At 34.8% G+C, this 14,480-nt stretch carries 13 protein-coding genes; 9 read left to right on the top strand and 4 right to left on the bottom strand.

What is annotated here, in order from left to right:
- Positions 1-157: 157 nt before the first annotated feature.
- From AASI_RS05310 to AASI_RS05295, 4 genes are all read right to left on the bottom strand, one after another.
- Complete coding sequence (locus AASI_RS05310) at positions 158-2,089, bottom strand: HD domain-containing protein (RefSeq protein WP_012473149.1); 1,932 nt, start codon at positions 2,087-2,089, stop codon at positions 158-160.
- A 144-nt stretch (positions 2,090-2,233) separates the two neighbouring features.
- On the bottom strand, positions 2,234-3,562 hold the full coding sequence (locus tag AASI_RS05305; RefSeq protein WP_148204966.1) for a hypothetical protein: 1,329 nt from the start codon (positions 3,560-3,562) through the stop codon (positions 2,234-2,236).
- Between the two features lie 30 nt (positions 3,563-3,592).
- Positions 3,593-5,056, bottom strand: coding sequence for a sodium:solute symporter family protein (locus AASI_RS05300; RefSeq protein ID WP_012473147.1), 1,464 nt, complete (start codon positions 5,054-5,056; stop codon positions 3,593-3,595).
- A gap of 221 nt (positions 5,057-5,277) precedes the next feature.
- Complete coding sequence (locus tag AASI_RS05295; RefSeq protein ID WP_012473146.1) at positions 5,278-6,102, bottom strand: 2,3,4,5-tetrahydropyridine-2,6-dicarboxylate N-succinyltransferase; 825 nt, start codon at positions 6,100-6,102, stop codon at positions 5,278-5,280.
- 463 nt (positions 6,103-6,565) lie between these two features.
- Between AASI_RS05295 and AASI_RS05290 the strand changes: the two genes are divergently transcribed.
- The 9 genes from AASI_RS05290 to AASI_RS05250 all read left to right on the top strand — a co-directional run bounded on the left by AASI_RS05290 (position 6,566) and on the right by AASI_RS05250 (position 14,466).
- Positions 6,566-7,228, top strand: a complete 663-nt coding sequence (locus AASI_RS05290) for a metal-dependent transcriptional regulator (protein ID WP_012473145.1) — start codon at positions 6,566-6,568, stop codon at positions 7,226-7,228.
- Positions 7,229-7,247: 19 nt separating this feature from the next.
- Positions 7,248-8,183 carry a metal ABC transporter solute-binding protein, Zn/Mn family gene (locus AASI_RS05285; protein ID WP_012473144.1) on the top strand — a complete coding sequence of 312 codons (936 nt, stop codon included), beginning with the start codon at positions 7,248-7,250 and terminating at the stop codon, positions 8,181-8,183.
- Positions 8,184-8,185: 2 nt separating this feature from the next.
- A complete protein-coding gene (locus tag AASI_RS05280; RefSeq protein ID WP_012473143.1) occupies positions 8,186-8,980 on the top strand; it encodes a metal ABC transporter ATP-binding protein in 795 nt (264 codons plus the stop codon).
- Positions 8,981-9,180: 200 nt separating this feature from the next.
- Positions 9,181-9,915: an ankyrin repeat domain-containing protein gene (locus tag AASI_RS05275; protein ID WP_187146249.1), complete on the top strand. Its 735-nt coding sequence runs from the start codon at positions 9,181-9,183 to the stop codon at positions 9,913-9,915.
- A gap of 29 nt (positions 9,916-9,944) precedes the next feature.
- Entirely contained in the window at positions 9,945-11,192 is a 1,248-nt protein-coding gene (locus AASI_RS05270; RefSeq protein WP_012473141.1) for a metal ABC transporter permease, read from the top strand.
- Positions 11,193-11,481: 289 nt separating this feature from the next.
- Positions 11,482-12,210, top strand: a complete 729-nt coding sequence (locus tag AASI_RS05265; protein WP_044282846.1) for an MlaE family ABC transporter permease — start codon at positions 11,482-11,484, stop codon at positions 12,208-12,210.
- A gap of 15 nt (positions 12,211-12,225) precedes the next feature.
- On the top strand, positions 12,226-12,978 hold the full coding sequence (locus tag AASI_RS05260) for an ABC transporter ATP-binding protein (protein WP_012473139.1): 753 nt from the start codon (positions 12,226-12,228) through the stop codon (positions 12,976-12,978).
- A gap of 120 nt (positions 12,979-13,098) precedes the next feature.
- A complete protein-coding gene (locus AASI_RS05255) occupies positions 13,099-13,347 on the top strand; it encodes a FoF1 ATP synthase subunit delta/epsilon (protein ID WP_012473138.1) in 249 nt (82 codons plus the stop codon).
- 9 nt (positions 13,348-13,356) lie between these two features.
- Positions 13,357-14,466: a complex I subunit 1/NuoH family protein gene (locus AASI_RS05250; RefSeq protein ID WP_316936671.1), complete on the top strand. Its 1,110-nt coding sequence runs from the start codon at positions 13,357-13,359 to the stop codon at positions 14,464-14,466.
- The last annotated feature ends 14 nt before the right edge of the window (positions 14,467-14,480 follow it).

The following is a 14,480-nucleotide window of genomic DNA, read 5'->3' as shown; positions in this document are numbered from 1 at the left end:
AGATTAAATTAAAATTTTTAAATAGTATTTATTATGTAAGATCCGCATATTTAAACTATATCCTGCTATTAGCTAAATAAGTGATTTATGCTATAGAGCATTTATATAAAATCTTGTTAATAACTCAATATTTACACACAAACTTAAAAATTCTTTATTATTTCTTGTTTACTACTTCATTGCTCAACTGTTCTAACTCGGCTGCCATCTTTTCTAAACCTAACTTTCTGGCCAAGGGTACAAAGTGGTCTAATGTCTCTTGAGAAATATGTTTACGCTTGGCTACTGAAGAGTGAAATTGAATGGTACGCATATTATGCAATCTATCCGACAATTTAATCAAAGCTGCTCTAGGGTCTTCATAGTTTAAAATTCTTGCCAAGTTTTCTTGATCAGTTAAACTTACACGCCGTTTATGGTCTTCTAAATTCGTTGCTTTGGCTACTAAAAATTCTACTGTTTTTCCAAATATCATCCGGATGTGTGTCAGCGATAAACTTGTATCTTCTACTGTATCGTGTAGCAAAGCACCTAAAATGGCATCTTGGTCTTGTGAATATTCCAGTAAAATCAAAGCTACAGTCATAGGATGTGTAAAAAAAGGCTCTCCTGATTTCCTTTTTACGCCACCATGATATCTTTTAATAATATCTAGTCCTTTTTGAATAACACAGATATCTACTTCTGTATCTCGAAGCCTTTCCATTAGTTCTTGCTCTAACTGTATGGCCAAAGGGTGATTTACCTCTTCGGGGACAGCTGCTGCCGGCTCCTTGATAAGCTCCATAACCTTACCACGAATTTCTCTTAGCTTGACAGGTAATACATACATTTGAGTATGTGTTGACTTAGTAGCTATATAGCCGTAGTGCGCATCAATGATGCGTGCATTCTCTATCAGTAAAAATTCATCTTCATGCTGAGGTACCCATGTACTAGATTTAGCAGGATCTATTTTATAAAGGGGTTGGGTAGGAGGTACGCTTGGTTCTATTGTAATGGTTATCCTTAGAGCCTCTAGCTTACGCGTATAGTTTTGCATATGAGCTATTTCATGGCCTAGCCAAGCATCTTCTATAGCTACAATAATGGGACTATGGGAAGTATTATATTGTTGTACATAGCTAATCGAATTTAGTAATAGTTGCTTTAGCTTAACAAAATCTGCTTGTAAAACAGTCTGGTTGGTGTCTTTCTTAAATAAAATCTCAGGCTGATCAGGAGTTTGTAATTTATATTTATAAAGATCTACCAATGCTTGTTGCAGGTCGTCTAAGGTTACGGAGGTTACATCTAGCCGCATATAATCAGTCATGCGATAGATGGCTTGCTTCATGTAAGATGTGGTTACTTCGTCAAAGATAGCTACTTCTTCAGGTTTAAGTTCTTGCAATAGTTGTTGTCTATATTTAAGCGTTTCTATTAATTCCTCTCTGTTTTTTTGTTGAGCCTCGCTAAGCTGTTGATTTTGTAGCAGCAGTAAGTCAAAACTTTGTTCTTTCCTGCGAGCAAATATAAGCCCAATGCTCAAAGAAGCTAAGAACACATAACTTAATGTATAGAGGCTATATATATCTAGTAAAGGTAGGGCCCCTATAAATTGTACATAAAACAAGAGTCCTAATGTTGTGCCTAGTATAGAGAGTATTAAGAAAGTAATCCAATCAACTAAAACAATGAGCAAGGTAATGCCTAAAGATATATTTACAAGCCACTCTACTCCGCTACCATTAATTAGAAATACTAGTGTGAAAGAAAAAGGCACACAATATAATAGGGTAAAGTGCCAATAAAGAGGAAAGTAGCTTACTAAGTTACTAGGCCAGTAATGTTTTAAAAGAAGCCCCACACATAACGAAGCACCGATTAACTTAATAATCAATAGCCATGCATACATCGATTCTACGCTTACTTGTGTTCGCATGAAAAAAGGTATCATGTAATGGAAAGTCATAAAAAAAGCAAACGCAGTATAATTGGCACCATACTGAGCTACCTTTTTTTGTGAATAGTTTAAAATTTGCCGAGGAAAATCTAGGTAATATCTGAGCTGCTTCCAATTATTACCCTCTATAGATTGTACAGACATAAGTTATTAGGCTAATCTAGAAATTTTACACTTTACAGTTACAAATTCTCTATTTTATTTTGAGTAAACTGAACACCAAAAAACTGATAATATTGATAAATATATTAAAAGGAATAAATAAAATGTGGAAGTAATTTAGTAAACTTAAATCTTTGCTTCTGTATACTTGTTAAAAAATTGTGTAGATATATATTGCATTTTCGGAAGGGAGACTGGCAAGATATACACTAGTGTTTGAGATGACTGTTTTGCTACATACCCATATTGAGTATCAATAATATAGGCATTTTCTATAAGCAAAGGATCATTTTCTTGCTCGTCTAACCAACCACTAGATAGGTTGAGGTCAATCATGTAAAGGGGTAGCTGAGATTTAGAGGGCTGCAGGAACTCTTTAGTAATCACTATCTCCAAGGCAGGTAACTTACTAGAGCCAGGAGTTTCGATATTAGCTACATTATATTTTATCTCAGAGTCTTTTATTACGACATTAATAGGATTGGAACTATGGTCTCTGCCAATATAGTTGATCGCATTAAAAAGGAGTTGCTTGAGCTTACTAACATCTGTTCTTAATACATCTTTTTCTGTTTCTTTCTTAAAGTACAATTGTGATTGTTTTAAATCTGTGCTGTTACAAGATACACCCACTTCTTTTAAAAGTTCCTTTAAATTCACCAAGGTAATATCTAACTGCATATGGTTAGCCATTCGACAAATAGCTTGCTGCATATAGGTGGCTATTATATCATTAGAAATAGCGCCCTTATCCGGATTTAATTCTTGCAGTAGTGTTTCTCGGTACTGCATAAGAGCAGCAACTTCCCAGAAAGCTTCTTGTTGAGTTTTGCGGAGTTGATATTTTCCCTTAGACATAAAGTCCATGTAGATTTCACGTCGACGTCCAAAGATGAGCCCAATTACCATGGAAAAAACACACACCTGAAAAATTATATATAGATCATAAAGATCTAATACAGGTATCTTGTCTATAAATTGTGCATAAAACCATATACCTATAATGCTTCCCGCTAAAGAAAGCGACAAAAATGTGGTCCAGTCAACTAATAAGATCAGTAACATGCTAGCTAATGCCACGTTTAGAAGCGACTGAATATTGCTACCATTCATTAAAAATAGCAGAGTAAAAGAAAAAGGAATGCAGTAAAATAGAGTAAAATGCCAGTAAATAGGGAAGTATTTTTGGAACCACTCAGCCCAATACGACCTTAAAAGAAGACCTATGCAAAGAGAAACTCCAATGGTTTTGACAATCAACAACCATACATAAATTGAATTATTTCCTGGCTGAATTCCCATAAAAAGAGGAATCATATAATTAAACGCCATAAAAAAGGCAAATGGCGTATATTCTGCGCCATATTTTTCTACCTTATATTTAGAATAACTGTAGATATTTTGTGGAAGGTGGTACAAATAATATAGGGTTTTTTGCCACCAGCTATTTTTCATTTGGTACACTTGCATGGTATTTATCTTATTTTAAGTTACTAATATTTCATCTCTTTTTACAGTTAAAAACCCTTTATTTTGTAGATAATGCGCCCCAAAAAAGCTCACCGCATTAATTATAATGGTAACAGGCATAAACCATAAATCTGATAAAAATAATTTTCCTATAAAAAAGGTAATACAAGTAGCTATTAACGAAATAAAAAAAGACTTAGCATCCGTTTTTAAGCCCATGATACCCGCTATCATAGGAATAGTAAATACGATCGCTACAAAATCCCTAAATATATTTATCCCTTTACCCCAATGTATATCTCCATACAGTATACGAGGCAATGATTGATAACTTAATGCTATGCAAAAAGCTATTAAGCCAAGAGAAAATGTTGCGTATTGACTTATTTTTAAAACATCAATTTTAGTTTTTTTTGTTTGCAGTAAAGGTCCAATTACATCATGTGCTACTAGCATACCTGCACTATGCAGGAAAGAGTCTGCCGTAGACATAACAGCTGCTAACAATCCGATACCTACTATGCCTTTGATGCCTACTGGAAAATATGTTTTAACCAAATATATAAATATCTTACTACCCTGGTGTGGAATATTTACATCTCCCATTGTTTTTAAAGCTATAGCTGCTAGACCAATAAAAGTAAGTAATAGATAAAACCCTATTAAATAAAATGTAGCTATATAATGGCTATTAGCTATTTGGCGCGTGTCCTTTGCCATGAGCATACGTTGCATGAATGGGAAGCTAAGTGGAAAAGCAGGGAAGAGGTACCATAAAAAAGGAATCAAGAATTCATTTATATTCAGATGTTGAAAGAAATTAAAATTTTCGGATGGAACGTGAGTAAACATATCTCTTATTCCATCAAATCTATGCAATAAGACATTAGCGGCTAAAGGTATCAGTATAGTAATGGCAACAAATTGTAATATATCTGTGATAGCTACAGCTTTCATGCCTCCTCTGCTAGCATAAAACATTAAAAAAACTCCTCCTAAGAAAATACTCCACTGACTAGGAATATTAATGAAGTCCCCTATATAGCCCAACCAGATAATTTGTAGCGTAACCATGATTAGAGAATATAAAGTTCCTAGAATGCCGATCCATATACGTACTTTAGGACCATATAGTTTCCCCATTATTTCTGCCAATGTCAAACATCCTGCAAAACGATACATTTTTGGCGCTATGTAACGTGCAATAAACAAAAAGCATATAATAACACCACAGAAAACTCTTGTAATAAAAGGGAAAAATACACCATTATCAAAAACATGGCCTGCATAACCTATAGCCTGAGAACCAGTAAGATAAGTAGCCAACATGGTTATCGTAAGTACCCCTGTTCCATAAGTCCTATTAGCAATTGCATATTCTTTAATAGACTTTACATTTCTTCCTGCCCATAATCCTACTGCTAAGGTTATGAATAAAAAGGCATATACAATGATGGCATCAGTACTGAAATAATTCATAGCTCAAGTCTCTTTAGATATTAGCTCATTTCATTTATAGGATCCCAAATTAAAGAGTTTAAGGGATATTTACTAGAAAATAGTTGAACAATCAAATTATGTTCAACTGTTAACCAACTAATTTCATGCACAAGTGCCTTACACAGGTTGTAAGAAGTTAAAAACATTGATAAAGTCTATTAGCTGATTAGTCCTCTCTTTTAAAGCAAACTTGCCTTAAACTAAAGGTTTAGGTCGTAACTTCTAAGTACTTCATTTAGAGATACTTTAGAATCTGTATTTTGATTCCTCTTTCCAATAATAAGGGCACAAGGAACCTGGTATTCCCCTGCAGGAAATTGTTTAGGATAGGAACCTGGAATAACAACAGAATTTTCAGGAACATATCCACGATACTGTTTAGGCTTACCAGGTTCAGTTACATCTAGTATACGTGTGCTAGCTGTTAAAGTAACATTTGCCCCTAATACAGCCCCACGTCCTATTATTACTCCCTCTACAACAATACATTTTGCTCCAATAAACACATCATCTTCTATAATAACAGGTTTTGCCTGGAGTGGCTCCAATACTCCTCCAATAACAGCTCCAGCACTTAAATGAATATTTTTACCTAACTGGGCACAGCTTCCTACAGCAGCACCTATATCTATCATGGTACTTTCACCTATATAAGCACCAATATTTACATAAGAAGCCATCAAAATAACACCTGGCTTTAAGCAACTACCATATCTAACCACTGCAGGAGGCACTACTCGCACTCCTAGCTCTTTAAAGCTGTGCTTTAAAGGAATTTTATCATAGAACGATAGTTGGCCGATTTCCATTATTTCCATTTCCTGGATAAGAAAGTATAGTAAAATTGCTTTCTTAGCCCACTCATTAACTTGCCAACCTTCATCAGTAGGCATAGCTATACGGACTTCACCTATATCTAATGCAGCTATTATGCTTCGTATTATAGTTTGTACATCTGTCTGTTTAAGTAATGTCCTGTCTTTCCAGGCATTTTCTATGGTTTGTATCCAAGTTGAATGAGTCATGACTTGTTAAGTTAACATTTCTTGTCTGTAAGTGACTCAAAAGAAGCTAAAAAAACAGTAGCTAGCAAGTATATAAATGTCCTTTTATTGCCTTATATTTTGTCAGCAATCAATCTTCTTGCGTTCTAAAGAATATAGTAAAAATGCTAATATATGTGTTAAACTATGAGTTTAATAATATTATTATAAGATTCTCATTATCATATAGTTATATTATATAAACAAATAAAATTTGGAAAGAAATAATTTAAAATAAATTTTCAACTTTGAAGGTAGCTAGGTGGTAGCTAAGCATCTATTTATTTATGCTTTATGGTAAAAATTATTGGTGAAAAAAAAGCAAAATTTAGACAAACTTAAATTCAATTTAGGCGAACTTAAATATATTAAGCCTACTTAAATTAATTTTTAAATCTACTTAAAATATATTATTATTGTTAGTGTTTAGACCAAAAATGAGCTTATGCAACTCAGTCATTCAGAAGAAAATTATATTAAAACGATTTACCAGCTTTCTCATGGAGGACAGCAGCTAGTAACAACTACGACTTTAGCACATGCCTTACATACTAGCCCCGCAGCAATCACAGACATGATCCAACGGCTACACCAGAAAAACTTAATTGCGTATCAAAAATATCAAGGCGTAAATTTAGCTCCATTGGGGAAAGAGCACGCTATGCAAATACTACGAAGACATAGATTATGGGAAGTATTTTTGGTAAAAAAGCTTAGGTTTGCATGGGACGAGGTAGAAAAGGTAACCGAAGAACTCGAGCATATTCACTCTGATCTTCTGATACAGCGATTAGATGATTATTTAGGTAACCCTTCACACAGTCCACAAGGTGAACCTATTCCAGATAAAAACGGACAAATAAAAACACAACCACAAATGGTGCTCAGCCAACTGGAAGTAGGAAATACGGGTATTATTGTAGCTGTAAAAGATGGATCAGCAGCTTTCTTACAATATCTTAGTAAAAAAAATATTTACCTCGGAGCCATGGTTAAAGTGCTAGAAAAGATTACCTTCGACCAGTCTATGGAGATAAGCATTGATGGAAGAAACAATACCAATGTATCACTTAAGGTAAGCGATAATTTGTTAGTAGTATATCAATAACCTTTTATATATTAAAATGATGTGTCAACCACTATTACGTAGCAATTTCACTGCCTGTAGGTTAGGAATATTAAGCATTATTTTTTTTGTAAGTGTTTGCTATAAAGTATATGCTCATCCTCCACTCAAGATAGTGGCCACCACAAGTATTGTGGGAGATGCCATTGAAAATATTGTAGGAGATAATGCACAAGTCATCAAGCTTATGGGGCCTGGTGTAGACCCACATGCTTATAAAGCCACGCCTAAAAATATACAGCACTTAAGCCAAGCAGATATTATTTTTTATAATGGGATGCACTTAGAAGGCAAGATGGCCGATGTATTAAAAAACCTTAGTAAACGCAAAGCAGTTTATGCAGCTAGTGATGGAATTGACCCAAGCCAGTACTTAGGTGATCCAGATTTTGAAGATGGCTTAGACCCTCATATTTGGTTTAATGTAGCACTCTGGAAGCAAGCTGTAAAATATATAAGTAAACAGCTCCAAAAAGCAGACGCTTATTCTGCTGCTTATTATAAAGCTAATACAAAACGCTATCTCAAACAGCTCGATAAACTTCATGAAACTATACAGAAGTCTATTCAAGAAATCCCTAAAGCACAGCGTATGCTTATTACTGCGCATGATGCTTTTACTTACTTTGGGAAAGCTTATGATATAGAGGTAAGAGGTCTCCAAGGGATATCTACAGTAGGGGAATGTGGCCTTAGAGATATCACAAATTTGGTAGAATTGATTATACAAAGGAGAATTAAGGCTATATTTCCTGAAAACTCTGTTCCTAACAAGCCACTCAAAGCAGTTGTAGAAGGCTGTAGAAAACGTGGCCATGAAGTTATATTAGGCCAAGAGCTTTATTCGGATGCACTGGGAGAAGTAGGAAGTTGGGAGGGTACCTATATAGGTATGGTTAGTACTAATGTTAAAATTATTGTTGATGCACTTAAATAAGAATGGATAATCAAAACGATACAACCCCTTTATTAGCCATACAGCACTTATCAGTTTCTTATGCGCAAAAACCTGTGCTGTGGGATATTAATTTAGAATTACCTAGAGGGAAAGTTATTGGTATTATAGGTCCGAATGGTGCGGGAAAATCTACTTTTATTAAGGCTATTATGGGCCTAGTTTCTATTGATAATGGCTCTATTAAAATTTTTGGTAAATCCCTAGAAGAAGTTAGAAAACAGGTGAGCTATGTACCACAACGCAATTCGGTAGATTGGGACTTTCCTGCATCGGTATTTGATGTAGTATTAATGGGAAGATATGCGCATTTAAAGCTATTTCAACGTCCCCGTCAGATTGATAAGGACATAGCTATGCAAGCATTAGAGCAAGTGGAAATGGGACACTTAGCACAGCGCCAAATAGGACAGCTATCAGGTGGTCAGCAACAACGCATATTTTTAGCTCGTGCTCTTGCACAAGAAGCAGACTTATACTTTATGGATGAGCCTTTTGTAGGGGTAGATGCAGCTACGGAAAAATCAATTGTCAGCCTACTACGCCAGTTGGCTAACCAAGGAAAATCTATTATTGTAGTACACCACGACTTACAAACAGCTTCTCAGTATTTTGATTGGGCTGTACTGCTAAATATGCGTTTGGTGGGTATTGGCCCTATACAAGATGTGTTGACGACTGAATTATTACAAGCAACGTATGGAGGTAGATTAACCATTTTAAGTGAGGTAGGAGATATCGTAGAAAAAGATGAATTTCCTGCTAAAGAAACATACTAGCGTAAAACATAGATATATAAAGTTTGTCCATTAAAAAGCTTAGCATCTCGGATAATTTAGAAAAGCATTTAAACAATTATAAAAGACGAACTAACTTTATACTCTATCTAACAATAAATATGTACTTTTACAAAGTCTTATATAAGCACATTAACTTCCTTAAATATTTTTATGCATACTTAATGCTAACAATAGTATTTATGCAATGTGAGTGTAACCAAAATCCAACTTTACCACCAAATGTTCCCAATAACTCTCGTACGTCACCTGCTGGTAATAGAGCATCTTCTTCAACAAGCGGCTCGGGCAAGCCGGCATCTTCATCACATACTACCGAACCAATAGGGGATCTAAATGATAGTATTATTTCAGCCATCCAAGATGATTTATTAAGAGATACTGTAAAAGCTTTAAAAGTGGGAAATAAAGAAAATTTTCGAAAAGGTAATGCCACAATCTATCAAATACTATCTACTGCTGTTAGAGAACCTCAGAACAATGTACCTATTTTAAAATATTTATTAGAAAGAGGAAAGGTAAATGTGGATACACCTATTGATTATGGGGCCACTGTTTTAGTTGAAGCAGTCAATTCCTTCCCGGACGGTTATAAGCAAGAAGTAGTTAAATTTCTACTGGAGAATGGTGCCAACCCAAATGCGCCTGACAACTATAGTAGAACACCATTAGACTGGGCTATATTTAGTAATAATTTAGACGCAGTCAAGCTCTTAGTCGAAGCTGTGGGCGATTGTAATGCTGTATGTGGTGAATATGGCTATAGACCTTTACACCAAGCAGCCGCTAAAGGGGATATTGATATTGTGAAATACTTATTACAAAAAGGTGCTGATAAAGGTCTTTTAAATAGTAAGGGAGAAAAACCATATCAGTGTACTTCTGACCCCTTTATCAAGCAATTGCTTACTCCATAAAGAATTAGTTATTTACATAGTTGCAATTTATGAAAGCATTTCTTGAATTTTTTACTTTAACAGATCCAAATATCCGGTATGTAGTATTGGGAACCATGCTACTTACTAGTAGCGCAGCTATAGTAGGAACTTTTACTTTGCTTAAAAAGAAGGCTTTACTGGGAGATGCTACAGCACATGCTGCCTTCCCGGGTATATGTATAGCTTTTATGCTTACTGGTACTAAACATCCAATTTACTTGGCTATAGGTGCTTTTACAACTGGTTGGATAGCTTTATTACTCATAGATATACTAATCAAGCATTCTAAGATTAAGGAAGATATTGCTACAGCCTTGTTGCTTTCTGTAACGTTTGGGATAGGCACCCTACTACTTTCTATTATCCAAAATACGTCTAATGCAGCACAACTAGGGCTTAACAACTACCTATTTGGCAAAGCAGCTGCCTTGCTAGGCGAAGACTTATTGGTATTAGGTATACTTAGTATAGCTATTTTACTAACAGTTGTCGGTCTTTTTAAAGAATTTACCTTGATTGCTTTTGATAAAGCCTTTGCTGAATCAATACATATGCGGGTAAACTTGCTAGAATTTGTATTTACTAGCCTTATTGTATTAGCCATTGTAATAGGTATCCGTGCAGTAGGTATTGTGTTAATGGCAGCCATGCTTATTACTCCAGCCGCAGCTGCTCGCTTTTGGACGGACCGGCTAACAAAAATGATAGGCTTAGCAGCACTATTTGGAGCTATATCAGGTCTATTAGGCAGCTTCGTTTCTTACCTTTTTCCTGGAATGCCTACAGGCCCTTGGATTGTACTTATTGTTACTGCTATAGCATATATTTCTTTTCTTTTTGCTCCCCATAAAGGACTGCTGGCAAAAAAGTTACGTCAGTATAAGCATCAAAATAAGATATTACAAGAAAACATATTAAAGCTATTTTATGAGATAGGGGAAGAGAAAGGAGATTTTTTTGGAAATTGCTCTACTGAAGAGCTTATGCAGCACAGAGCTATACCCCACAATAAACTTATAAGGGGGCTTGTATCCTTAGAGAAAGCTAGCTTACTATATTATAAAGGAAATAAATGGCGCCTGACAGGGGCTGGAAAAAATGAGGGAGAACGGATAGCACAGCGACATCGGTTATGGGAATTATACCTAACTAAATACTTAAAGACCAAACCGGCTTATATTCATGAAAATGCTGAACTCATAGAACATGTACTTACACCTGAATTAGTTAAAGAATTAAATAAATTGCTAAACTAATTTTTAAATAAAAAAGCAATTATTAGCTTATTCACATTTATTTAAACACATAAAAAAAATTTAGCAAAAATATTTTATAACTTTATACACAGATATTTATTTATAAATACGTAAAAAATATCGAAAGGCTGATTAGTATATACAATAATAGCTAAACAGATTCATTCTTATCTAGGAAGGTCTCTTCTGAAATCGGTGTTTAAGTAAAATTATAGCTAGGTTTTATAAAATTTCAGCAAAAGCTTATTTAATAAATAAAATTATTTTGATACAACACTTAGTATATCCAATGAAAAGTTTAGGCAAATATTGCCTTTTCTTGTGTTCTATGTTTTCTAATAGAGTAGCATGGAAAACTTATTTCCAACAGACTATTGACGAATGTATCAACATAGGTATTTGCTCTATTACAATTGTTTCCATTGTTTCTATATTTATAGGTGCTGTAACGTGTATTCAGATTAGCTATAATCTTAAGTCCCCTTTTGCTCAAGATTTCTTGGTAGGGTTTGGTGTACGTAATATGGTTATATTAGAATTAGCTCCTACGGTAATGGCTATTATATTTGCTGGGAAAGTAGGCTCTAATATTGCCAGTCAGCTAGGTTCTATGCGTATTACTGAACAAATCGATGCTTTGGAGGTCATGGGAATTAACCCAACTACTTATCTGGTACTACCTAAAATCATCGCTAGTATATTCATGTATCCATTACTAGTTATTTTATCAGGATCCTTAGCTATTTACAGTGGATATTTGGCTGCAAAATTTGTATTAACCATGGCAGCTGAAGATTATATATATGGAATCCGTTTTATGTTTGAACCTTATACTATCCAATTTGCCATTTATAAGTCAATAGCTTTTGCTTTCTTGGTAAGTTCGATTGCTTCTTATAAAGGTTTCTATGTGTTTAGAGGAGCTGTGGCAGTAGGGCAAGCAAGCACAGAAGCTGTGACTAATAGTTGTATTGCCATTTTAGCAGCTGATTATGTATTAACCCAATTGCTTTTGTAAACTTTACATTAAACAATGATTAAATTTGAGCATATCAGTAAATCTTTTAATGGCAAAGTGGTCTTAGATGACATCAGTAGCCATTTTGATCCTGGAAAGATAAACCTTGTTATTGGCACGAGCGGTACTGGAAAGAGTGTGCTGTTGAAATGTATTGTAGGACTTATCCGGCCAAGTTATGGTAATATTACTTTTGATGACCGCGACATGGTAGGACGGAGCAGAGATACTATTATTAATATTAAACGAGAAATAGGTATGTTATTTCAGGGAGGAGCACTTTTTGATTCTAAAACAGTAGAGCAAAATGTAATGTTTCCGCTAAACATGCTAACGAATATGCCTAAAAACGAAAAGCTAGATCGTGTAAATTTTTACTTAAAACGAGTGGGCCTAAGCAATAGCAACAAGAAATACCCCAATGAGCTTAGTGGTGGCATGCAAAAAAGGGTAGGTATAGCAAGGGCAATGGTCAATAGCCCTAAATACCTATTTTGTGATGAACCTAATTCAGGCCTCGACCCTAAAACATCCTTATTAATAGATGAACTGATACAAGAACTTACTTATGAGTATGACATAACCACTGTAGTGGTAACGCATAATCTCGATAGCATATTTACACTGGGAGACTATATTATATTTCTAGACCAAGGGAAAAAAGCTTGGGAAGGAACTTCTAAAGAACTTTTCCATAGTGATGTAGAAACACTTAACAGCTTTCTTTTTGCCAGCAAAATGATGCGTATGATCAAGAGTTATCTGTAAGAGAACGGATGTGTATAAGATAAACTTTTAACTTATACACTTGGCTTATCTTATATAATTGTTTATATAAACAATTAGTTTGTTAGCTATTAACTAAACTGTATATTACTAAAAATTATCATGCAACTAGAAATAATAACACGTAATAAGCAAATTTTCCAAGGCAATATAACTAGCTTAACTGTTCCAGGTACTGCAGGGTGTTTTCAAATACTAGCAAACCATGCGCCTATCATCAGCTCTTTAGGAAATGGGAAGGTTGTTTATACGGATGCTCAGTCACAAGATCATAATTTAGTTATTGAAAAAGGCGTAGTGTCAGTTCATGATAACCAGATTAAACTTTTAGTAGAAATTGAAAAAGTATAAAAATTAGCTTTGCTTACCAACATTCCTACTTTTTGTTTTTATCTACCTTTTCTGCTACTTTTTATGCTGGTAGCTATATATGTAGAACGTAAGCTAGCTGCTTTTATACAAGATCGGTTAGGTCCTATGGAAGTAGGCTATAAAGGTGCTTTACAAACACTAGCTGATTTAATAAAACTACTAAAAAAGGAAGTCATTATTCCAGAAGCATCTGATAAGGCACTATTTATACTAGCACCTGTTTGGATTTTGGTTACAGTAATAGCAGGCTTTGTGGTAGTACCTGTTAACAATGCATGGACAGGGGCTCCTACTAGCATAGGGTTGTTATTTTTATTAGCTATGCTTTCACTAAAAACAATAGGTATACTAGTAGCTGGCTGGTCTTCTAATAATAAATTTGCTCGCCTTGGTGCACTTCGTGCAATGGCACAGTTTCTTGCTTATGAAATACCCTTAGGGCTTAGTGTATTATGTGTAATTATAGCCTGCCGTAATGTGGATTTAAGTGTTATTTCTTCACAGCAAGGCCTGAGTATATATAATGTATATAAAGGTAGTATACAAACAAGCTATTTGCTCGGTATCAAAGGGTTAGACGTTTCCCATATGGGTGGATTTCTTAGTTGGAATATCTTTCGCATGCCTTGTTTGATAGTAGCTTATTCAATCTTTTTTTTAACGTCGCTAGCTGTTAGTAATAAGATACCTTTTGATTTAGCCGAATCAGAGTCAGAACTAATTGCTGGTTATCATACAGAATATTCTGGTATATATTGGGCCTGGATAATGGTTTCAGAATATAGTATTTTGTTTCTGATGAGTATTTTCGGGGTTATTTTGTTCTGGGGAGGATGGAATTCTCCTTTACCCAATATAGGGTCATTAAAATTAGCACTGTATACCAATGGACACCCCAATACATGGGTAGGTAATATCTGGGCTTTTTTTTGGTTATTTACAAAAGCATTATTATTTGTTTTAATACAGTTGTGGATTAAATGGACGTTTCCTCGCTTACGTGCAGACCAACTTCTAAGGGTATGTTGGCTATATTTAATTCCTTTAGGGCTAGGTTGTTTACTAGTGACCTTGTGGTGGGAATTTCTTAACTTGTAAAGCTACTTATCTAG

Origin of the sequence: Candidatus Amoebophilus asiaticus 5a2, assembly GCF_000020565.1 — a bacterium.
In the GTDB taxonomy this organism is placed as follows: domain Bacteria; phylum Bacteroidota; class Bacteroidia; order Cytophagales; family Amoebophilaceae; genus Amoebophilus; species Amoebophilus asiaticus.
Note: the sequence above shows the minus strand (reverse complement) of the source record. Positions and strands in the feature narration are given on the sequence as shown.

Coding starts and splice junctions, on each gene's coding strand:
- AASI_RS05255 (WP_012473138.1), top strand. CDS start 13,099: ATGCAACTAGAAATAATAACACGTAATAAGCAAATTTTCCAAGGCAAT.
- AASI_RS05265 (WP_044282846.1), top strand. CDS start 11,482: ATGAAAAGTTTAGGCAAATATTGCCTTTTCTTGTGTTCTATGTTTTCT.
- AASI_RS05295 (WP_012473146.1), bottom strand. CDS start 6,102: ATGACTCATTCAACTTGGATACAAACCATAGAAAATGCCTGGAAAGAC.
- AASI_RS05270 (WP_012473141.1), top strand. CDS start 9,945: ATGAAAGCATTTCTTGAATTTTTTACTTTAACAGATCCAAATATCCGG.
- AASI_RS05300 (WP_012473147.1), bottom strand. CDS start 5,056: ATGAATTATTTCAGTACTGATGCCATCATTGTATATGCCTTTTTATTC.
- AASI_RS05260 (WP_012473139.1), top strand. CDS start 12,226: ATGATTAAATTTGAGCATATCAGTAAATCTTTTAATGGCAAAGTGGTC.
- AASI_RS05285 (WP_012473144.1), top strand. CDS start 7,248: ATGTGTCAACCACTATTACGTAGCAATTTCACTGCCTGTAGGTTAGGA.
- AASI_RS05280 (WP_012473143.1), top strand. CDS start 8,186: ATGGATAATCAAAACGATACAACCCCTTTATTAGCCATACAGCACTTA.
- AASI_RS05275 (WP_187146249.1), top strand. CDS start 9,181: ATGCAATGTGAGTGTAACCAAAATCCAACTTTACCACCAAATGTTCCC.
- AASI_RS05305 (WP_148204966.1), bottom strand. CDS start 3,562: ATGAAAAATAGCTGGTGGCAAAAAACCCTATATTATTTGTACCACCTT.
- AASI_RS05290 (WP_012473145.1), top strand. CDS start 6,566: ATGCAACTCAGTCATTCAGAAGAAAATTATATTAAAACGATTTACCAG.
- AASI_RS05310 (WP_012473149.1), bottom strand. CDS start 2,089: ATGTCTGTACAATCTATAGAGGGTAATAATTGGAAGCAGCTCAGATAT.